Genomic DNA, 19,802 nt, shown 5'->3' on the forward strand with positions numbered 1-19,802 from the left:
CGTCGCTCCTGTTGGGCCTGTTGAACCTGTTACTCCCGTCGCTCCTGTTGGGCCTGTTGAACCTGTTACTCCCGTCGCTCCTGTTGGGCCTGTTGAACCTGTTACTCCCGTCGCTCCTGTTGGGCCTGTTGAACCTGTTACTCCCGTCGCTCCTGTTGGGCCTGTTGAACCTGTTACTCCCGTCGCTCCTGTTGGGCCTGTTGAACCTGTTACTCCCGTCGCTCCTGTTGGGCCTGTTGAACCTGTTACTCCCGTCGCTCCTGTTGGGCCTGTTGAACCTGTTACTCCCGTCGCTCCTGTTGGGCCTGTTGAACCTGTTACTCCCGTCGGACCTGTTGGACCCAGCTTAGGAACTGTCCCATCACAACTAAAACAGCAAGAATCAACATGTACACCATTTTGATTATTACACTCACAATACCCATTTATATTATTGCGCCATGAAGACATGTTGACCACTTCCTTCACATTCAATCTTTTAAGTACAATCGCCGAGTTAAAAAACATCTATTTAAATAACAAAGAAATACTTTACCTAGTCGGGATAAACACAGATTTATTCCATACATTCTATTAATTATTACATGCGATTTGCTCTCCTTTTGCTTGTACTTTCGCCTTCTTGCTCAAATGAAATTCTTTTTTTTCATTCTGCATATACATATAAACTTCAATCCAATTGGTGTATTCATCGGCGGACTACTTGCAGTTAAAATTCCCCTTTTTTTCATGGAAATTAGGATTTAGCTCAATAGCCCTTGCTTTAATAGAAATCGGCATTTCAGCTCTCAGCTCAACAATTATTCAACTCTTTATCGTTAACACAAATTTGAACGTTGCTGTACTTGGAGCACCTTATTTCTTATGGTTGATGAGGAAGAGTAGAAGGAAGGTTAGTTAAAAAAGGAAACTATCTTTTTTTCACGAATGTAACCTATGAACATAACTAGGAGGGATAAATATGTACCAAACTATTGAAGGCTTTCTACAATCATGGACATACGAGGCTGAGTCTACTCAAAAGATGCTCGATGCATTAACAGATGAGTCTTTGTCACAAGAAATTGCACATGGGCACTGGACATTAGGCAGAGTTGCTTGGCATATCGTGACGGCAATTCCAGTTATGCTATCTGGTACGGGGCTTAAGTTTGAAGGGGAAACGAAAGATTATCCTGTTCCAACTTCAGCTAAAACAATTGCAGATGGGTATCGTAAAGTGAATGCGACTTTTGTTGAAGCACTTCAAAGCGAATGGACTGATAAGGATTTAACTACTATTAATGACTTCTTTGGTCGCCCTATGCCGAATTCTATATTTTTAATGACACTTATTAATCATCAAAATCACCATCGCGGGCAAATGACAGTTTTAATGCGACAAGCCGGCTTAACAGTTCCTGGCGTATATGGTCCTGCAAAAGAAGAATGGGCTGTGGCTGGAATGGAAGCTCCTAAAATGTAACAACAGAAAAAGACAAGGTGTTTACACATCTTGTCTTTTTCTGTAACTTGTTTCATGTGAAACTATTTTACTAACTTCTATTATTGGAGTTATCAGCGTATCTCTTTATTTCACAAGTTATGGTACCCCTTGGGGAAAACAAACAGCAATTACGGAAACAAAAGAATATATTACAAAATACTTTGATCTAGATGCGGAAGTCAAAAATACTTCTTACGATGCTAAAATGAATAGCTATGCAATCTCCTTTGAGACAAGTAGAGACGGAGAGTTTACTATCGAATATAAAAGTCCTAATAACTTTAATATTTCTCCAGGAGTGCAAGAGTATTTAAGCAAACACTCCAAATTTACAGAGTAGTAACGAAGCATACATATACAAAAAAGAGTTGGTGTAACGCCAACTCTTTTTTCTTATTCTTGTCATACAGTTATATCTTCCTTCTCTATATTTTTAATTCCGTAATATGCAATCGCAACTCCAATTGCAGCAAGTGCTAGTTGAAGGGGAAGAAAAGTTGCTGTAGAAAACATAGGAGTGTTATTAATTGCGATTGATACAACAATCAGAGATGAAACAATTGTAGTTGGCACCGAACGTTTACGCATTCCGAAATATAGAGGGATTAAACTTATTCCCGCAGTTGCAATGGCTAAAGGAACAAGGTTTATCCCTTCTTGCTTCAATTGATCTATTGTGAATGAATTAGGAAGAATTGAAAAATAGCTATCTATCCCAAAGAAAACTCCTACTACTAAAATGTTAGATAAAATAACTGTTATAAATGTTACTATCGCTATAATGGCCAACTTACTACTCATCATTTTCCTCCGATTAATAGGATAAGAAAACATAAGTAGGATTGTTTTGTTTTTATATTCACTAATTATTAACCTTGCGATTAATACACTACCAAAAATAATAAATGTTGCTCTTACTAATGTACTAGCCGTTAACAACATCATCTGCGGATCCCTTATTTCCGGATCACCTTCTACTTGAGCAACGATGCTCGTAAAGATCATTAATGCCAGTATAGCGATATTTGCAATAATCGCTCCCCTTACATACCATCCAAGCTTAAACTTTTTCAATTCTAGCTTCATAAGATGTAGCATAATAGCCCTCCTTTCATTTACATTTTAATCAATATAAATCGCTCCTGTTTTACTTAAAATCTTCACTTCGTTTTTTTCATCACCAATAGTTCCCTCTTTTATTTTTTCTGTATTTTTATCTTTCTTAAGTCCTTTTACATTCACCATTACGTCAGACGAATTACTTTTAGCCGTAAGTTTCAAAGAAGTCGGAACACCTTTATACCGTACGCCAATATCTCCTGATTTTGTTTCTACAAATAATGATTTTCCTTCTTTCATATCTTTCAGTAATACTTCCCCGGATGTTGAAGTAATGTTCATATTTGAGTTACTTACATTTGTTATATAGTTATCACCAGTCGCAGACTTAATATTTAATTCTTGTACTGAACTATCTTTTACAGCTAATTCTCCATTTTGCGCTATGAATTCACCTTTCTCGGCTGATAGTCCTACAACCATTTCATCTCCAGACTCACTTTCTGTCACGATATTTTTCACTTCTATTTCGCTTATTTTCACATCACCCGATTTATTATTTAATACAATTTTATCTATTTTTTTCTTCGGAATAGCTATAGATATACTATTTTTCTTCCGAAACGTAAAACCATTAAAGAATCTGGTCGTCTTTTGCTTTTGCTTAATCACAACTTTATTTCCTTCATGTTCTATTTCGACGGGATCTATCTCTTTATCTACTCGTTTACCTTGAGCCGAAATTACTATTTTGTCAGCATCTGTACTTTTCAACTCAATATCCCAGTTTTCATTGTCCACTTCTATTTCTTTTATATGATTTATCTCAAAAGACTTTTCTTTCTTAAAATCTTTCCCCTGAAATGTCTTAAAACCAAAAATCACACTAGCAATTGTCAGAAATAAAATTGCAATTACTATTATTTTTTTCACTGTTCATACCCCAGTTCGTCGTTGTTTTAAGCTTCCTTCACGCTACATCAATCTTGTCGATTTTACGATACGAAAGATAACTAATAAAAATTCCTAATAAACAGAGTACAATTGGGATAAATATAAAATCATACATACTTACTTGACCGTTTCCAGGACCAACGTTACTGTTCATTAGCATCCCAATTATTACTGCAGAAGTAATCGTTGTCGGTGTTGATTTCTTTCTCATCCCAAAAAATAAAGGAATTAAACTTATTCCAGATATCATAAATGCACTTATAAAAGTAGCTGGAACGGTAGCTATTATTTCTCCTATCGTAATAGGTGTTTCAATTAGCCCTATCATTGGGTTCATAAAAAATATGAGCAAACTAATAGTGAACGTAGCGATAATCATGCTAATAAAACAAAAACTAAAAACAATTGTTAATTTCGCTCTCATTAACTTTTTCCTTTGCAGTGGATACATAAACAATAGTTGCATTGTTTTATTCTTATACTCATCAATTACTAAACGCGATAAAATGACCGCACTAAAAATAAGAAATGTCATCCTAATAAATATGTTTGCTAAAGTCATATATTTTGTGAAATCAGTGAGTGCCGCATCTGCTTCACCTTTCGCTCCCACCCCCATAAGACTTACCGCAGCAAAAATTGCTATAATACAAATGGCTACCCCTTTAAAGTAACTAGATAATTTATGTTTCTTCCATTCAAGTTTCATTAATTTAAACATATAAACCACACCTCCATTACTGACATAACTATCTCTATGCTACTAACATTCTAATTCCAGCAGTAACTACGCTTACTATTCCTATCACTAGTAAAATTAACGGCCATTTCCGCTCAGGTTTTCTATAATATAAAATCCCACTTATGAACATTACAATCAATCCACTTACTAGATTCACTAACAATCCATTAAGCATGAATGCCCTCTCCATCCATTACATTTAAGAAATATTCTTCTAAGGAACTATGTTTCTTATTAATACTTTCAATTTCTACATCGTTCATAATAAGTGCTTTTGAAATAGCTTGCTGCGTCGCTGCCGTATCATACACACGAATCATATTTCCACTCATTATTTTGTAATTTTTTATACCGAGTTTATCTTCTAAAATATAAGCTGCACGCTTCACATCAGGAACAGTAATTTCAATGTACTCTGTTTGTTTTCCGTTAATACTCTTCATTGAAACTTCTTTTATTAGCTTTCCATTTTGAATCATACCGATTGTATCTGCCATTAGTTCCATCTCGCCTAAAATATGACTAGAGACTAATAACGTAATACCATATTCTTTGCAGAGCATTTTAAATAAGTCTCTTAATTCTTTAATACCAATTGGATCTAAACCGTTAATTGGCTCATCTAAAATGAGTAATTCTGGCTTCGTCATGATTGCCCTTGCAATACCAAGTCGTTGCTTCATCCCTAATGAAAAGTCTTTTACTTTTTTATCATCTATACCGTGCAGTTTCACTAAATGTAAAGCATGATCAATTGCATTTTTATCGTAATAGCCCATATATTCACAATGTAATTCTAGGTTTTCCTTCGCCGTTAATTTATCATAAAAGATTGGATATTCGATAATTGTCCCCATGCGCTTTAACAATTCATAAGATGTATCCGTTAACTTCTCACCAAAAATTTCAATATCACCACTCGTCGGTTTTATTAAGTTTGTGATCATTTTCATAATCGTTGTTTTACCTGCACCATTCGGTCCTAAGAAACCATATATCTCACCTTTTTTTACATGCATGTTAACGCTAGAAATTACTTCTTTCCCTTTAAACACTTTCGTTAACTGATTCGTTTTTAATATATATGTCATGTCACTATCTCCTTTCGCACTACCTTATACTTCTATAATAGACAACGGAATTCTCTTTTTTCTTACCCGTTCCTTACAAATTCCTTACGCTGAAAAAAAGCTTGTAGAATCTACTTCTCTACAAGCTAAAACAGCATTTTTTTTAATACAACAGTAAAAATTGTTTTTTCATACGGCTTACTAGAAAGATGTATTTTTCCATCCATCGCTTCCACAAGTCTTTTCGTAATCGTTAACCCTAAACCGCTCCCTTGGTACAATCTATTTCTGGAATCTTCAAGTGTGTACATACGCTCAAACACTTTATCAATATGAGATTCATCAATTCCTTTTCCTGTATCCCATACATCTATATACACACTCGTTTCATCATCTCTTAACGTCACACCAAGTGTCTTTCCATCGTCTCCATATGTAATTGCATTGGATATTAAATTATTCAATACTCTACCTAACACTTCTACATTTCCAAGTGCAAATATATTTCTTTCTGGTATATCAATATGAACTTGAAATCCTTTCGTCGTCACTAAATCATAAAAAGACAAAATCTTCTCCCGACAAACTTCATTCATATTTACTTTTGTCATCTCGATTGCCTTGTCACCAGATTCTAATTTTGCTAAATCAAAAAACTTATGAATTAGTTCCATTACCTCTAATGTCTTCACATGCACCTTTTCAAGTAATATTTGCTGTTCTTCCTTTTTAATCGCTTTATCCTTATTTAACATTTCTGTATATCCAAGAATAACTGTTAGTGGCGTCTTTAAATCATGTGAAATATTTGAAAGCATTTTTCTCATCGAAATTTCTACTTTTGCATGATCTGCATTCGTTTTCTGTTTTGCATCTAATAGTTGATTAATTGCCACTAATAATTTTTGCAATTCTAGATTATCTGTCATAACGAGTAACTTCTCGCCTGTTTGTTCATTTACAATACTTTCTAACTTTTCGTATGTGTATCGTAAATTTTCACTACTGTTTTTCCTCATTTTATACTGTATGTAAATGACACATAAAAATATAAAAATAATACCTATTAACAAATTGACCATATTACATCACTTCCAACTTATAGCCGATGCCCCATAACGTTTTAATATATTCTGGATTAGATGGATCACTTTCGATTTTCTCACGCAATCTTCTCATATGAACATTAATAACGTTATCGTCACCGTAATACTCTTCGTTCCAAACTAACGTATATATTTGTGCTTTCGTAAATACGCGATTTTGATTTTTTACGAATAGCTTTAAAATCTCAAATTCTTTTAAAGTAAGTTTGAGGGGCTTCCCGTTTTTTTCAACCGTAAAATTAATCGGGTCAATTGTTAAATCACCAATTTGAATCATCTTTTCTGTTGTTTCTGTAGCCGAATATTTCGTAGACCTCCGAATACCCGCTTTTACACGTGCAGCCAATTCAATCATAGAAAACGGCTTACAAATGTAATCATCTGCTCCAAGTCCTAATCCAACAGCTTTATCAACATCTGTATCTTTTGCCGACATCATTAAAATCGGAACGGCACTCTTTTCCCGAATGATTCGCACAACCTCTAAGCCATCTAGCTTTGGCATCATAATGTCGAGGATAACTAAATCAAAGGATGATTTAAAAAATGATTGCACCCCTTCTTCCCCGTCAGACGCGATTGTAACTTGAAAACCTTCCTTTATTAAATACTTTTCCACCATCTCTTGAATTGAAATATCATCTTCAACTAATAAAATATGATGTGACATATGTCTATCCCCTTTTTTTACAAACATTAACATTTCAATTGTATCGTAACGAATGAATACTGGAAAGAATTATATGAATTTTCAAACCAACTTCCCTTCCTTCCTTAACAATGATATGATAAAATTCACTACTAATGTTCATAATTAACTTTATATAAAGGAGACTTATCATGTCAGAAAACAAAAAAGTAAGCTTAGCTGATTTAATGCGTGAACAACTTGCTAAGAAAAAGCAAGGAAATGGAAATGGTGCAAATAATACAAATCAAAGCCAAGCAACGAAAAAATTACAAAACCAACAAACGAAGAAAACAAACAACCAACGTAGACGTACAGGTGTATAAATGAACGGACAAAAACGTTCTAATATCGCACCCGGTCTTGAAGTTGACATTGTATTAAAACAAGATCAACGCACTGGTAAATTAACACGTGGAATTGTAAAAGATATTTTAACAAACTCCCCTTCTCATCCGCATGGCATTAAAGTACGATTGCAGGACGGGCAAGTCGGTAGAGTACAAAATATCGTTCAATAAGAAAAGGAGCTCAAGTCAACTCGAGCTCCTTTTTCTTTATTAACCTTTAATTTTCTCGATGAAAACTACTTTTAAATAGTCTCCTTCTTTGAATTGATCAATAGTACGAAAATCTTCTGGTAAAGAATGTTCTTCTAATATTTTGTATTTACCATTCATTTCTTTAAATGCTGTATCGATAAAGCCTTTAAACTTTTTCATATCGAATGCGCTACAATTTGTAGAGGCAACGATAATCCCATTATTTTCTGTAATCGCAATTGTTTCTTTTAATAAGTTTTTATAATCTTTCGCTGCACTAAATGTATATTTTTTTGAGCGTGCAAAGCTTGGAGGATCAAGTACAACCATATCAAATTTCATCTTTTTCTTAGCTGCATATTTGAAGTAAAGAAATACATCTTCTACAATAATATCTTGCGCTTCATAATCAACTTCATTTACACTAAATTGCTCAATCGTTTTACTTAAACTACGATTTGCAAGGTCGACACTCGTCGTTTTACTCGCTCCGCCCAGCGCTGCAAATACAGAGAAAGCACCTGTATAAGAGAACATATTTAATACTGTTCTCCCCTTTGCATATTTATCACGAATTTGTTTTCGAACGTTACGCTGATCTAAAAATACACCAACCATCGCTCCGTCATTTAAATAAACAGCAAAGTTCACACCGTTCTCTTTTACGATAAGCGGGAACTCACCGCGTACTCCTGCTACGAAATCATCGCCTTCAATGTATTTCCCTTTCGTATCAAAACGCTTTTTCTCATAAATACCTTTAAAGTTTGCTACTTTTTGAAGAGCTGCTATAATCTCATCTCTGAAAGTATAAATCCCTTCACTATACCAACTGACTACATAATAGTCGTCATAATAATCGATAATTAAGCCTCCAAGACCATCACCTTCACCATTTAGGGCACGGAATGCTGTCGTATCACTTGATTTGTAAAATTGCTTTCGTTTATGTAAGGCAGATTTTATTTTACTTTCAAAGAAAGATTGATTAATTTGTTCACTCTCTTTTCTCGTTAAAATCCAGCCGTATCCTTTATTTTGTTTTCCATAATAACCTTTTCCGACAAAATTGTTCTTCTCATCTACTACTTTAATGATTGTTCCTTCTTCCTGAACATCATTTAAATTTTGAATCGCATCTTTTAAAATAAGCGGATATCCACTTTTAATTTCTTTTATAAATTTCGGTTTTATTTTTACAGTTACTTCTGATCGCATATAATAACTTCCTTTCCATTTGCATGCTTTCTCTATAGGAAGCATTTAAAAAACGAGCCTGAAAAAACAGCCTCGTTTCACTATACCATATTATTGCTTTGCTAGTACAACTCACTCATTCTCTCACTTAACCGCCACATATTTACTACATTTTGAAATGGAAATCTTACTGTCCAAAATAATAAAAAAACTTATTTATTTCACATTTACCATTGACAATGATAATGATTTTCATTATCATTTAATGTATATGAGTTCTCGAAAATAAAGGCTACATTTATAGGAGGAATAAAACATGATTATTGTTACAAATACAGCTAAAATTACAAAGGGAAATGGGCATAAATTAATTGAGCGTTTTAATAAAGTAGGTCAAGTCGAAACGATGCCAGGCTTTTTAGGATTAGAAGTTCTTTTAACGCAAAATACAGTTGATTATGATGAAGTAACAATTAGCACACGCTGGAATGCAAAAGAAGATTTCCAAGGTTGGACGAAAAGCTCAGCATTTAAAGATGCTCACTCACATCAAGGCGGGATGCCAGAATATATTCTTGATAATAAAATCACTTACTACAATGTTGAAGTTGTACGTATGCCAATGGCTGCAGCACAGTAAACATATTTCTTTTTTAAAGTATAGAATATGAGAAGCGTTACCACTTCTCATATTCTATACTTTTTTATTTACTGCCTTTTTACTAGTTTCGCATGCACGACTAACCTTCCTGCTTCCGGATCAAGTGCATAGTCACACGTCGAAAGTGTTACGATTTGATCACTTGCAGTCAATTTTGTATCCGTTTTGTACAGCGATTTTTCTTGAATTTTCTCCAAAAATGATGTGTATTCCGTATCATTGCTAAAATCCGTTTCAATGTAATAAAAATCAGTTGTTGTTGTATACACCGAGAACACTTCAAGATCATATCCTTCAAATAATGTATCGTAATATAATTTACGATGAGACATGAAGAACTCTTCATCTAACATTTTCTTTAAACTTCCAAACATAGAACCATCTTTCATACGGTGACCATATAAAATAGTATTTCGATTTTGAGATTTCACATCATTACGATAGTCCATAAAAATGCTTCCTGCTCTCATATCTTCACCTTTATAATTACGAAATAAATAGTAATCATTGTCTTTCGCCTGAACGATTGGATAATTAATTTGTGTATCATCCATCGTAATCCATCCAACTATTTCTTGGTTAATTTGCTGCAGAGCTTTGAACTGTTTACGTACTTCCCCGTCTTGTGATTGCTCTTCCATCGGACTCTTTTCATAAATGTTTTGTGCTTCGGCCATTACTTTACGATTTTCATAGTAATCCATGAAAATATCACCTAATTCATATACTGAATAGAAAAAGGTACCTAAAAAAACAACTGTAAGTATTCGTTGAAAAAAAGAATTCTTCTTCCGTTCTTTTTTACTACTCAAATCATCACCTCAAAACGGATTGTTCGCATATTTAAATACCCATTGGGACCATATACAACCCTGTATCTTCATCTTGCTTTACAACGACATCTACACCGTATATCGTCTTTATCATACTTTCTGTCACAACATCATTCGGCTTACCTTTCGTAACAATTTCGCCGTCTTTCATAACGATAATATGATCACTATAGCGAATCGCCTGATTGATATCATGTAATACCATAACGATTGTCAATCCATGTACTTCATTTAACTCTTTTACTAGCTCTAATATTTCAAGTTGATAATAAATATCTAAATATGTTGTCGGTTCATCTAAAAAGAGCATTGGTGTTTTCTGAGCTAACGTCATGGCAATCCAAACACGTTGTCTTTCTCCACCAGATAAAGCGTGAATCTCTTTATCACGTTTACTTAGCAAATTCGTACATGCTAAAGCCCTTTCGATTGCTTCTCTATCTTCATCAGTTTGCGAGGAAAAAACATTTTTATGAGGCATACGACCATAACTTGTTAATTTCTCTACCGTCATGTCTGCCGGTGCTTCATTTTGTTGATGGACAACGGCTAACTTTCTAGCAAACTCTTTTGGTTTATATTGACTAATCGCCTTCCCATCGAGTATTATCTCTCCGCTACGAGGGTCGTGATTTCTTGACATCACGCCAAGTAATGTCGATTTCCCGCAACCGTTTGGACCAATAATTGTTGTAATTTTACCAATTTCTATTTCACTACTAACCGACTTTAATCGATCCGTTACATTATCATACGAAAAGGTTACATTTTTAATTTCCATGAACTTTATCACTCTTTCTAAGCAAGAATATTAAGAATGGGCCACCAATTACTGCCATAATCGTCGCTGCTGGTATTTCGTTAGGTGGCACAATTAACCTTCCAATCGTATCCGCCGTCAAAATTAATAACGCTCCTGCAAGAGCAGAAAATGGAATTAATACTTTATGATCCGAACCGACTAGTTGTCTTGAAATGTGCGGAACGAGTAATCCTACGAAAGCAATAACACCTGCAATCGCTGTTGATACTGCTGCTAAAAGTACTGCAATAGCAGAAATAATAAGACGAACTCTCGTCACGTGCAAACCTAAGTTTTTCGCAGTCTTATCTTGTAGCGATAATAAGTTACACCAAGCTCCTACAAACAGAGCAAGAATAAGACCAATTGTTCCATATGTAACCATTATTTCTACATCGCCCCACGTCTTCATCGTTATGTTAGAAGTCGTCGTTTGCTTAATACTCTTAATGAAGTATCCGCAAATCGTAATGAACGATTCATTTAATCCAGTGAACATTGCATTAATAGCTATACCAACTAAAATAATGCGAAGCGGACTTAACCCTGACTTCCATGAAAATGCATAAACGAGATAACATGCAAACGCACCACCTAAAAAGGCGAATACGGGTGTCCAGAAAAAGAATTGCGGGAATAACGTAATAATAACAAGTGTCATAAAACTTGCTCCAGAAGATATCCCAATTACCCCAGCATCAGCAAGTGGATTTTTCATAACAGCTTGAAAAAGCACACCTGAAACGGCCAGAGCTGCTCCAGTAAATAGTGCAATAATAATACGTGGGAAACGTAAATCTTTAATCACTTCAACATCTTCATTCCCCCCTGTAAATATCCCTTGCACAAGCTCAACAATACCTATTTCTAAACTCCCTTTCATCGCTGACAATGATGTCATAACAATAAGCAATGCAGTAACAATGAGGAAACTCCAAGTTTTTTTATTCATTCCACTCTTCCTTTATATTAAAATGCATCACGGATACATCATTTTTTTCAATTCATCTAACGCTTCAATTGCTGCTAGATTACCTGTCGTCCCAAATAAGCGCTCTTCTAAATCGTAAACACGGTTATTTTTAACTGCAGCGAAATGTTTCCAAATATCATTTGTTTTAAATTCTTTATCAAACATTTTCACAACTTCATCAGGCATACCATGAGCTGCTCGTAAAATAATATCTGGATCAGCTTTTTTTAAATACTCTGTATTAGAAGCTAAATACTCTACTTGTTCACCTTGCACAATATTTTTACCACCTAGTTGTTTCACTAAATCTCCAATATAAGAATGCTCTGTTGCTACTAAATAACTCCCTGGTACACCTAATAAAATAAGCACTGTCGGTTCTTTCTTTCCCTTTACTGCTTTTTTAATCTCTACAACCTTGTTATCTAACTTCGTTACAACTGCTTCAGCCTGTTTTTCACGTCCATATCGCTTACCTAAATCGCTAATGGAATTTTGCATATTTTTCAAGCTTGTTAAATCTAAAAAGTTTGCTTTCATGCCCACACCATCAAAAACTGGCTTTAATTCATATTCAAGTGTTGTCACGGATAAAACTTCTGACGGCTTTAACGATTTTACCTTTTCCATATCAGGACTCATCGGATTCCCGACTTCAGGTAAACCTTTATATCTCTTTGGTAAATCTTTCGTACTTGTTGGAACACCAACTAAATCTACTTCTAACGCATCCATAATTTCAGTAACAGCAACTGTCGTTGCAACAATTCTCTCTTTACTCTCACTCTTTACCTGTTTTGCTGCTTCTTTTTTGGGCGCCGAGCATCCAGCTATACTCACTAATAGAATGATAGCCATTAGTACACTAGCAATTTTCTTCACTCTCAATCACCACTCCTTTCCAAACAATATGAAACAAGTCTTGATGCATGCGAACATGCATCAAGACTCCAAAAATTACAATCTTCCTGCTCTATATTTACGAACTAGTAAAGCAAGTGACCCAAGCAATAGCACCATGTATAAACCTAGTTGTGCTGTATCTGCCGTTTTTGAGTTTTTCTCTTTTTTCGAATCATTTTTTTGATCTTCTTTTTTCTTCGTATCATCTGCATTTCGGTTAAAATCAGGATTATCTACTTTTTTCACATTATCTACTTTCGGTGTAATCACCGGATTGTTCGGATCATTTTTTGGATCCTCTTTAATCGTTCCTAACGCACCAATATTATTTGTATCAAATTGAATTTGGACATCGTAGAAATGATGGTAGTTCATTTCGTTGATATCAACTTTTACTTTTGCATTTAATTTTGCAAATAAATCACTTACTTCAAATTGCACTACTCTCGTATTTGCATTTTTATCTTCGCTTACTACTTTCGCATCAGCAAAAAGACTGTTATTTTCCGTTTGGAATTTTGTAATCCATGCACTATTTTTCAACGTCATCTCAATGTACTTTTTACCATCTTTAACGATTAATTTTGCTGGGTGTACAGTATAGTCATGCATCTTTGAAAACTCATTTGTTTTATCTTTTAACACTTTAAATGGAATATCATATTGACCATCCACTAAATTTTTCGGATCAACTATTACTTTTGGTTGATTATTTCCCCCTTGGTTGTCGTTTCCACCTTGGTTATCGTTTCCGCCTTGGTTGCCGTTTCCACCTTGGTTGTCGTTTCCGCCTTGGTTGTCGTTTCCGCCTTGGCTACCTAAAACTTTAATACTATCTTGATCAAATACAAATTGAACATCGTAGAAATGGTGATAATTCATCGCATCAATATCTACTTTTACTTTTGCGTTTAATTTTTTAGATAAATCATCTACTTCTAACTCTACTACTTTCGTATTTTGCTCTTTATTCTCACTTAACACTTTTGCGTTAACAAAAGAACTATTCTTTTCAAACTCAAACTTTGTAATCCATGCACTATTCGTTAATGTAAACGATACATACTTCTTACCATCTTTCACTTTTAGTACAGCTGGACTCTTTGTATATGTGTTCATCATTGAGATTTCTTCTGTTTTATCTTTTAGAACTTTAAAGCCAATGCTGTATTCACCATCTTTAAGGGCTTTTGGATCAATGGTTGTGTTGTTACCTTGGTTATTGTTTCCACCTTGGTTATTGTTTCCACCTTGGTTATTGTTTCCACCTTGGTTGTTGTTTCCGCCTTGGTTGTCGTTTCCGCCTTGGTTATCGTTTCCACCTTGGTTATCGTTTCCACCTTGGTTATTGTTTCCGCCTTGGTTATCGTTTCCACCTTGGTTATTGTTTCCGCCTTGGTTATCGTTTCCGCCTTGGTTATCGTTTCCACCTTGGTTATTGTTTCCGCCTTGGTTATTGTTTCCACCTTGGTTATTGTTTCCGCCTTGGTTATCTAACGGTTTAATGCTACCTTTATCAAATGCAAATTGAATGTCGTAGAAATGATGATAATTCATTGAATCGATATCTACTTTTACTTTTGCATTTAACTTTTTAGATAAATCGTCTACTTCCACTTCCACTACGCGTGTATCGGCTTTTTTATCTTCACTTAATACACTCGCATTAACAAACGAACCATTTTTCTCAAATTCAAACTTTGTAATCCATGCACTATTCGTTAATGTGAATGATACATATTTTTTACCATCTTTCACTTTTAACACGCCTGGACTCTTCGTATACGTGTTCATCATTGAAATTTCTTCTGTTTGATCTTTTAAAGCTTTGAAACTGATGCTGTATTCGCCGTCTTTCATTGTTTCAACATTCGGCTTCTCTACTTCTGGTTTCTCTACCTCTGGCTTTTTATCTCCATCTGGTTGCTTTTCTTCGTTCTTAATTGGCTCTAATTTATCTTGATTAAATTGAAGTTGTAATTCATGCGTTTGTTTATAATTTTGTGATGCCACTTCAATAAATACTTTTGCATTAAACTTTTTAGATAAACTGTCTACTTCAAATTCTACTACTCTTGTATTTTTCTCTTTATCTTCACTTACTACTTTCGCATCAACAAATGAACCATCTTTTTCTGTTTGGAAATTTTTAATTGATGCGTTATCTGTTAATGTTACAGTCGCTTTTTTCTTACCATTTTCTACTTTTAATACTGCTGGACTTATTAGCTTGTCTTTCATTCTAGATTCTTCATCTGTCTTATCTTTTAATACTTTAAATGGAATGCTGTACTCTCCATCTTTAATTGTTTCAACTTCTGGTTTTTCTACTTCCGGCTTTTTATCTCCATCCGGTTGTTTCTCTTCGTTTTTAATTTGTTCAAGCTTATCTTGTCCAAATAAAAGTTGCACATCATGTGTTTGCTTATAGTTTCTTGATGCCATTTCGATAAATACTTTTGCATTTAGTTTTTTAGATAAATCGTCCACTTCAAACTCTACTACTCGTGTATCTTTTTCTTTATCTTCACTCACTACTTTCGCATCAACAAATGCACCATCTTTTTCCGTTTGGAAATTTTTAATTAATGAGCTACTTGTTAGTGTTACAATTGCCTTTTTCTTACCGTTTTCTACTGTTAATACTCCTGGATTTACCATGTAAGTATTCATCTTAGATTCTTCATCTGTCTTATCTTTTAACACTTTAAATGGAATACTATAATTCCCATCGTTAATTGTGTTAGAATTGGGTTGTTGATCTGGGTCAGGCTTTTGGTCGGGCTTCTGACTTGGATCCGGTTTTTCATTTGGATCTGGCTTGTTTGCTGGATCCTCTTTTTCATTTGGTTTTTCTACATGAATCGGTGTAACACTATTTTGATCAAATGCAATACGCACATCATAGTCATGATGATAATTTAAAAAGTCTATGTCTACTTTTACTTTCGCATTTAATACTTTCTCTACATCGTCCACTTCAAATTCTACTACTCGTGTATCTTTTTCTTTATCTTCACTAATTACATTTGTCGCAACAAACTGGCCACTTTTTTCTGTTTCAAACTTCGTAATCCATGAACTATGTTCTAACGTAAAGGATACCTTCTTCTTCCCATCCTTCACTTTTAAAGTTCCTGGACTTACAGAGTATTGATTCATCATAGATTCTTCATCTGATGTATCCTTAAGAACTTTGAAACCGATTGAATATTCACCGTCAGCCAACTGGGTAGCTGCTTGAACTGCAAGTGGTTGTAATGTTGATACGAATGTAAATACCATTAAAAACATAGCAACAATAATTTTTACATACCTGTTCAATGGAACGACTCTCCCTTTTGAAAATTTTTTAATTATTTATGTTCCCATCAAATACAAAACGAATATCATATGAAGCATTATAATTAATAATTGGGATATTAATTTTCACCTTGCCATTTAGTTTTTTTGACAAGTCAGCAACTTCAAATTCTACAACTCTAGTATTCTCTTTTGTATTTTCACTTAACACAGTAGCTTCTACGAATTGACCATTTTTTTCTACTTGTAAACTTTTAATAGAAGTACTATCTTTCAATTTGAATGAAACATATTGTTTTCCATCTTTAACTGTTAATGTTGCCGGACTTTCAAAATAACTATTCATTCTAGATGATTCATCTTTATCGCCTTTCCATACAGTAAAAGCAATATTATATTTTCCATCAGCCAATTTTGTAGCAGCCTTTGTATCTTGTAAACCTAGTGTTGCTATAAACGTAAATAAAACAGCAAATACGGCAATAATCATTTTAAATTGTTTAAACATATATTCATCACCCTTCAAAAGATTTATTTACTTAACTTCACTTTACGAATTAAGAAAACACCTGAAATAAGAATTAACACTGCAAATAATCCGATGCGTGCTTCATCGCCTGTTTTTGGGTTATCTGTTTTTTCAGCTTTACCACTTTCATTTGTTCCTTTGTTCGCCTCTTTATTTGTTTCTTTATTCTCTTCTTTCTTCACTTCTTCTTTTACTTTTGTATCTGTTTTTGTCTGATCATTATTCTTTGTTGCAGCAGTTACCTTATTCTCTCCACCTACCGCTTTTACATTTGCATCAAACGCAAAGCGAATTGTGTAGTTATGGTCATAATTTACGTTAGGTACAACAACATGAATTTTTACAGCTGCTGGTTTAGATAGGTCGTCTATTTTAAACTCTACAGTTCTTTTATCTGCAGATTCATCTTTACTAACAACTTTTGCATCAACAAAGTTCCCGTTCTCTGGTGCTTTAAATTCTGTAATCCAAGCACTATGATTCATAGGAATTTGTACCCTCATCTCACCATTTTTCACAATTAACTTAGCTGGTTTTTCAAAATAATCATTTGCCATTGAAGCTGAATCATTTTCTGCTTTTTGTATGACATAGTTAATATCGTAAGTACCGTCAGCTACATTTGCCGAAGCTTGTCCAAATGGCACTACGAAAAAAGCTAGCATACATACGAATGTCATAATAAAAGCGGGTAATACCGAAAACTTTCTCATTTACCTTACTGCCTCCTTGTTTTCCTTTTTTTGAAAATGATAATTATTCTCAATATATAAGAAAAAAATAATCTTTCTATCTCTATTTTATAACGAGTAACAATATGTAGTTAGAAATGTATTGATTATCATTCTCATTGATAGGTAAAAAAATAATCCCACCAATTTTTCCTATAAGAATAAACATAAAACTCTTTCATCATTTTATTGATTATCATTCTCAACGAAGTTCAAAAAAAATAAACCGCCTAATTCTATCGTTCTATCACCTCTTCTTACAAAAATGATATAGTCATAGAAAACCTCTTTCCTTCCAATATTTCCACAACTAAGTCAATCTTAGCCTACTGGTAATTTTTTTGTCAACTATATTACGTATAATTTTTTTAATATCCGAATTCTTCTATATATAATTTTTCTACAAAAAAAGAGGCTTTCTTTTAAAGAAAGCCTCTTCCCCTTATTTTTCTACAGCAATTTCTTGCTTTTGAAATAAAGAAACTACATATCCAATTGCAATTCCAATGATACCCGGAACTAGCCAACCAATCCCTACACTATATAATGGAATTTTATCTAAAATAGGAGCAAGAGCCGCTACTTGAAGATTTGCATTATGCAATCCATCAAAGAAGCTAATTGCAAATGCGCCTACAATACCACCTACATACATAGCTAATGGAAGACGAATATAGTTTTCAACAAGTGATAATACAATCAGTACGATACCAATTGGGTAAATTGCAATTAAAATTGGTAATGCTAATGCATTTAACTGAGTTAATCCAAGATTCGCTACCATAAATGCTAATACACAGAAAATGAAAATGACTTTTTGATAAGAAAGCTTTGGTAATAAGGAAGAAAAATATTCTCCACAAGCTGCAACAATACCTACAGAAGTTGTTAAACATGCCGCTGTAATTGCGATCCCTAATAATAGAGTTCCGTAACTACCAAATAAATGATTTACAACGTTTGTTAAAATAATCCCTCCGTTTGCTCCCATTCCAAGAGACACACTAGAAGCTCCCAGATAAGCAAGTGCTAAATAAACAAGTAGTAAACCGAGCGCTGCAATAAATCCTGCAAAGATTGTTACTTTTGCAATGCTGTTCTTATTTGTAACGCCTTTTGCTTTTAAAGCATTAATAACAACATTTCCGAAAACAAGTGCTGCAAGTCCATCTAAAGTTAAATAGCCATCAATAAAACCTTTAAAGAGCGGAGCATTATACGCTTCTGTCGGTGCACCAAATTCTCCAATTGGTGTAATAATTGCTTTACCTACGATAATTGCTATAACAGCTAACAAAATCGGAGTTAATACTTTACCGATGCGGCCCACTAATTTCGATGGGTTTAAAGCTAAATAGAAAGTTACTGCAAAGAAAATGAATGTAAAGATAACAAGTGGATAAGATTGACCAGCTATCTCACTTGGTAAAAATGGTGCAACGCTCATTTCATAAGCAACTGTTCCTGTACGCGGAACACTTACGAATACGCCTAAACATAAATAAATTGCAGTGATAAAAACAAGTGCGAATACAGGGTGTACACGTCCCGCTAGCTCATTAATATCTCCCTTTAGAGCTATAACAATTACCCCTAATAAAGGTAATCCAACACCTGTTACGATAAAGCCAAATAACGCGATCCATACGTCTGTTCCAGCACCTTGCCCTAAAGCCGGCGGGAAAATCATATTACCTGCACCAAAAAATAGTGCAAACAACATTAAACTTATTGCAAACATCTCAGAAAACTTTAAAGATGATTTCATTTCTACTAACCTCCTAAATTTTTATATTAACAAAATATTCTGAATTAAAATCCGTCACATATCCTCTTTCAAGCATACTTCCCCGTAAAAGAACGCAAAAAACACCCGTCCCTAACAAAGGGACGAGTGTTGAAATCGTGGTTCCACCCTTATTCTAATAAAATGAATTTATAACAAAATAAGCTCATTTTATAGCTCGTGTAAATTGATAACGGTTTTATCCGCCAAGAATTACAATGCATCATGCAGTTCACTCTTGAAGTTTAGAGGTGGTAAGTTTGTCTTTCCGTATTAGGAAGCTCACAGCCTAGGCTTCCCTCTCTGAGAATCGTCAAAAACAACTCATGTCCTCATCATTACTTTTATAAAATATCTTGTCGAAACTTGTTGTTTTTTATTATATGGGCTATTTTTTAAAAAATCAATAGTTTTATTTTTTCTGACAAAAAAATATA

General features: G+C 34.2%; 21 protein-coding genes, 1 pseudogene and 1 other annotated feature. Of the genes and pseudogenes, 5 read left to right on the forward strand and 17 right to left on the reverse strand.

Translation table 11 applies throughout. The annotated features are described in order from the left end of the window. A pseudogene (locus tag MKO96_RS25910) lies at positions 1 to 450 on the reverse strand (BclA C-terminal domain-containing protein); the annotation flags it as partial. Positions 451 to 961: 511 nt separating this feature from the next. Here MKO96_RS25910 and MKO96_RS25915 point away from each other — a divergent pair. Then, positions 962 to 1,465, forward strand: a complete 504-nt coding sequence (locus tag MKO96_RS25915; protein WP_240589112.1) for a DinB family protein — start codon at positions 962 to 964, stop codon at positions 1,463 to 1,465. Positions 1,466 to 1,529: 64 nt separating this feature from the next. Further along, positions 1,530 to 1,826 carry a YfjL-like protein gene (locus tag MKO96_RS25920; RefSeq protein WP_240589198.1) on the forward strand — a complete coding sequence of 99 codons (297 nt, stop codon included), beginning with the start codon at positions 1,530 to 1,532 and terminating at the stop codon, positions 1,824 to 1,826. Positions 1,827 to 1,888: 62 nt separating this feature from the next. On the opposite strand, the gene MKO96_RS25925 is transcribed toward MKO96_RS25920, so the two are convergent. The 7 genes from MKO96_RS25925 to MKO96_RS25955 all read right to left on the reverse strand — a co-directional run bounded on the left by MKO96_RS25925 (position 1,889) and on the right by MKO96_RS25955 (position 7,087). Next, entirely contained in the window at positions 1,889 to 2,584 is a 696-nt protein-coding gene (locus tag MKO96_RS25925; protein ID WP_002190820.1) for an ABC transporter permease, read from the reverse strand. Positions 2,585 to 2,608: 24 nt separating this feature from the next. Further along, positions 2,609 to 3,478: a DUF4097 family beta strand repeat-containing protein gene (locus MKO96_RS25930; protein ID WP_240589113.1), complete on the reverse strand. Its 870-nt coding sequence runs from the start codon at positions 3,476 to 3,478 to the stop codon at positions 2,609 to 2,611. A gap of 37 nt (positions 3,479 to 3,515) precedes the next feature. After that, positions 3,516 to 4,220 carry an ABC transporter permease gene (locus MKO96_RS25935; protein ID WP_240589114.1) on the reverse strand — a complete coding sequence of 235 codons (705 nt, stop codon included), beginning with the start codon at positions 4,218 to 4,220 and terminating at the stop codon, positions 3,516 to 3,518. Positions 4,221 to 4,254: 34 nt separating this feature from the next. Continuing rightward, the gene (locus MKO96_RS25940; RefSeq protein WP_002112131.1) at positions 4,255 to 4,416 is read right to left on the reverse strand and encodes a hypothetical protein; all 162 of its coding nucleotides are present in this window, start codon (positions 4,414 to 4,416) and stop codon (positions 4,255 to 4,257) included. After that, positions 4,409 to 5,332 carry an ABC transporter ATP-binding protein gene (locus MKO96_RS25945; RefSeq protein WP_240589115.1) on the reverse strand — a complete coding sequence of 308 codons (924 nt, stop codon included), beginning with the start codon at positions 5,330 to 5,332 and terminating at the stop codon, positions 4,409 to 4,411. Before MKO96_RS25945 ends, MKO96_RS25940 begins: the two co-directional genes overlap by 8 nt. A 125-nt stretch (positions 5,333 to 5,457) precedes the next feature. Beyond that, positions 5,458 to 6,393: a HAMP domain-containing histidine kinase gene (locus MKO96_RS25950; RefSeq protein WP_240589116.1), complete on the reverse strand. Its 936-nt coding sequence runs from the start codon at positions 6,391 to 6,393 to the stop codon at positions 5,458 to 5,460. A 1-nt stretch (position 6,394) separates the two neighbouring features. Then, entirely contained in the window at positions 6,395 to 7,087 is a 693-nt protein-coding gene (locus tag MKO96_RS25955; protein ID WP_240589117.1) for a response regulator transcription factor, read from the reverse strand. 170 nt (positions 7,088 to 7,257) lie between these two features. On the opposite strand from MKO96_RS25955, the gene MKO96_RS25960 reads away from it, so the two are divergent. Beyond that, positions 7,258 to 7,431, forward strand: coding sequence for a hypothetical protein (locus MKO96_RS25960; protein WP_048544295.1), 174 nt, complete (start codon positions 7,258 to 7,260; stop codon positions 7,429 to 7,431). Continuing rightward, on the forward strand, positions 7,432 to 7,626 hold the full coding sequence (locus MKO96_RS25965; RefSeq protein WP_001014310.1) for a YwbE family protein: 195 nt from the start codon (positions 7,432 to 7,434) through the stop codon (positions 7,624 to 7,626). 39 nt (positions 7,627 to 7,665) lie between these two features. Here the strand turns inward: MKO96_RS25965 and MKO96_RS25970 are convergent, their stop codons facing one another. Further along, positions 7,666 to 8,865, reverse strand: a complete 1,200-nt coding sequence (locus MKO96_RS25970; RefSeq protein WP_240589118.1) for a class I SAM-dependent rRNA methyltransferase — start codon at positions 8,863 to 8,865, stop codon at positions 7,666 to 7,668. Between the two features lie 295 nt (positions 8,866 to 9,160). On the opposite strand from MKO96_RS25970, the gene isdG reads away from it, so the two are divergent. Then, positions 9,161 to 9,484, forward strand: coding sequence for a heme oxygenase (isdG, locus tag MKO96_RS25975; protein WP_000587825.1), 324 nt, complete (start codon positions 9,161 to 9,163; stop codon positions 9,482 to 9,484). Between the two features lie 68 nt (positions 9,485 to 9,552). On the opposite strand, the gene srtB is transcribed toward isdG, so the two are convergent. From srtB to brnQ6, 8 genes are all read right to left on the reverse strand, one after another. After that, complete coding sequence (gene srtB, locus MKO96_RS25980; protein WP_087982261.1) at positions 9,553 to 10,317, reverse strand: class B sortase; 765 nt, start codon at positions 10,315 to 10,317, stop codon at positions 9,553 to 9,555. A 31-nt stretch (positions 10,318 to 10,348) separates the two neighbouring features. Then, the gene (locus MKO96_RS25985) at positions 10,349 to 11,119 is read right to left on the reverse strand and encodes an ABC transporter ATP-binding protein (protein ID WP_240589119.1); all 771 of its coding nucleotides are present in this window, start codon (positions 11,117 to 11,119) and stop codon (positions 10,349 to 10,351) included. Beyond that, positions 11,109 to 12,092 (reverse strand): FecCD family ABC transporter permease, encoded by a 984-nt coding sequence (locus tag MKO96_RS25990; protein WP_001036828.1) that lies wholly within the window; start codon positions 12,090 to 12,092, stop codon positions 11,109 to 11,111. Before MKO96_RS25990 ends, MKO96_RS25985 begins: the two co-directional genes overlap by 11 nt. A 27-nt stretch (positions 12,093 to 12,119) precedes the next feature. Beyond that, the gene (gene isdE, locus MKO96_RS25995; protein WP_240589120.1) at positions 12,120 to 13,001 is read right to left on the reverse strand and encodes a heme ABC transporter substrate-binding protein IsdE; all 882 of its coding nucleotides are present in this window, start codon (positions 12,999 to 13,001) and stop codon (positions 12,120 to 12,122) included. A 69-nt stretch (positions 13,002 to 13,070) separates the two neighbouring features. Beyond that, positions 13,071 to 16,340, reverse strand: coding sequence for an NEAT domain-containing protein (locus tag MKO96_RS26000; RefSeq protein ID WP_240589121.1), 3,270 nt, complete (start codon positions 16,338 to 16,340; stop codon positions 13,071 to 13,073). Positions 16,341 to 16,368: 28 nt separating this feature from the next. Then, positions 16,369 to 16,827 (reverse strand): NEAT domain-containing protein, encoded by a 459-nt coding sequence (locus MKO96_RS26005; RefSeq protein WP_240589122.1) that lies wholly within the window; start codon positions 16,825 to 16,827, stop codon positions 16,369 to 16,371. 23 nt (positions 16,828 to 16,850) lie between these two features. After that, complete coding sequence (isdC, locus tag MKO96_RS26010) at positions 16,851 to 17,561, reverse strand: heme uptake protein IsdC (RefSeq protein WP_240589123.1); 711 nt, start codon at positions 17,559 to 17,561, stop codon at positions 16,851 to 16,853. A gap of 460 nt (positions 17,562 to 18,021) precedes the next feature. Then, positions 18,022 to 19,347, reverse strand: coding sequence for a branched-chain amino acid transport system II carrier protein BrnQ6 (gene brnQ6, locus MKO96_RS26015; RefSeq protein WP_087982274.1), 1,326 nt, complete (start codon positions 19,345 to 19,347; stop codon positions 18,022 to 18,024). A 115-nt stretch (positions 19,348 to 19,462) separates the two neighbouring features. Beyond that, positions 19,463 to 19,713 (reverse strand) — a binding site (T-box leader). Positions 19,714 to 19,802 lie beyond the last annotated feature (89 nt).

Origin of the sequence: Bacillus sp. ES1-5 (assembly GCF_022487605.1) — a bacterium.
In the GTDB taxonomy this organism is placed as follows: domain Bacteria; phylum Bacillota; class Bacilli; order Bacillales; family Bacillaceae_G; genus Bacillus_A; species Bacillus_A wiedmannii.

Excerpts from the sequence above, each read along its gene's own strand:
- brnQ6 (WP_087982274.1), bottom strand. The coding sequence starts at position 19,347 with ATGAAATCATCTTTAAAGTTTTCTGAGATGTTTGCAATAAGTTTAATG.
- MKO96_RS25985 (WP_240589119.1), bottom strand. The coding sequence starts at position 11,119 with ATGGAAATTAAAAATGTAACCTTTTCGTATGATAATGTAACGGATCGA.
- MKO96_RS25925 (WP_002190820.1), bottom strand. The coding sequence starts at position 2,584 with ATGCTACATCTTATGAAGCTAGAATTGAAAAAGTTTAAGCTTGGATGG.
- MKO96_RS25960 (WP_048544295.1), top strand. The coding sequence starts at position 7,258 with ATGTCAGAAAACAAAAAAGTAAGCTTAGCTGATTTAATGCGTGAACAA.
- isdG (WP_000587825.1), top strand. The coding sequence starts at position 9,161 with ATGATTATTGTTACAAATACAGCTAAAATTACAAAGGGAAATGGGCAT.
- MKO96_RS25915 (WP_240589112.1), top strand. The coding sequence starts at position 962 with ATGTACCAAACTATTGAAGGCTTTCTACAATCATGGACATACGAGGCT.
- MKO96_RS25990 (WP_001036828.1), bottom strand. The coding sequence starts at position 12,092 with ATGAATAAAAAAACTTGGAGTTTCCTCATTGTTACTGCATTGCTTATT.
- MKO96_RS25965 (WP_001014310.1), top strand. The coding sequence starts at position 7,432 with ATGAACGGACAAAAACGTTCTAATATCGCACCCGGTCTTGAAGTTGAC.
- MKO96_RS25945 (WP_240589115.1), bottom strand. The coding sequence starts at position 5,332 with ATGACATATATATTAAAAACGAATCAGTTAACGAAAGTGTTTAAAGGG.
- MKO96_RS25935 (WP_240589114.1), bottom strand. The coding sequence starts at position 4,220 with ATGTTTAAATTAATGAAACTTGAATGGAAGAAACATAAATTATCTAGT.
- MKO96_RS25940 (WP_002112131.1), bottom strand. The coding sequence starts at position 4,416 with ATGCTTAATGGATTGTTAGTGAATCTAGTAAGTGGATTGATTGTAATG.
- isdC (WP_240589123.1), bottom strand. The coding sequence starts at position 17,561 with ATGAGAAAGTTTTCGGTATTACCCGCTTTTATTATGACATTCGTATGT.
- MKO96_RS25970 (WP_240589118.1), bottom strand. The coding sequence starts at position 8,865 with ATGCGATCAGAAGTAACTGTAAAAATAAAACCGAAATTTATAAAAGAA.
- MKO96_RS25950 (WP_240589116.1), bottom strand. The coding sequence starts at position 6,393 with ATGGTCAATTTGTTAATAGGTATTATTTTTATATTTTTATGTGTCATT.
- MKO96_RS25955 (WP_240589117.1), bottom strand. The coding sequence starts at position 7,087 with ATGTCACATCATATTTTATTAGTTGAAGATGATATTTCAATTCAAGAG.
- MKO96_RS26005 (WP_240589122.1), bottom strand. The coding sequence starts at position 16,827 with ATGTTTAAACAATTTAAAATGATTATTGCCGTATTTGCTGTTTTATTT.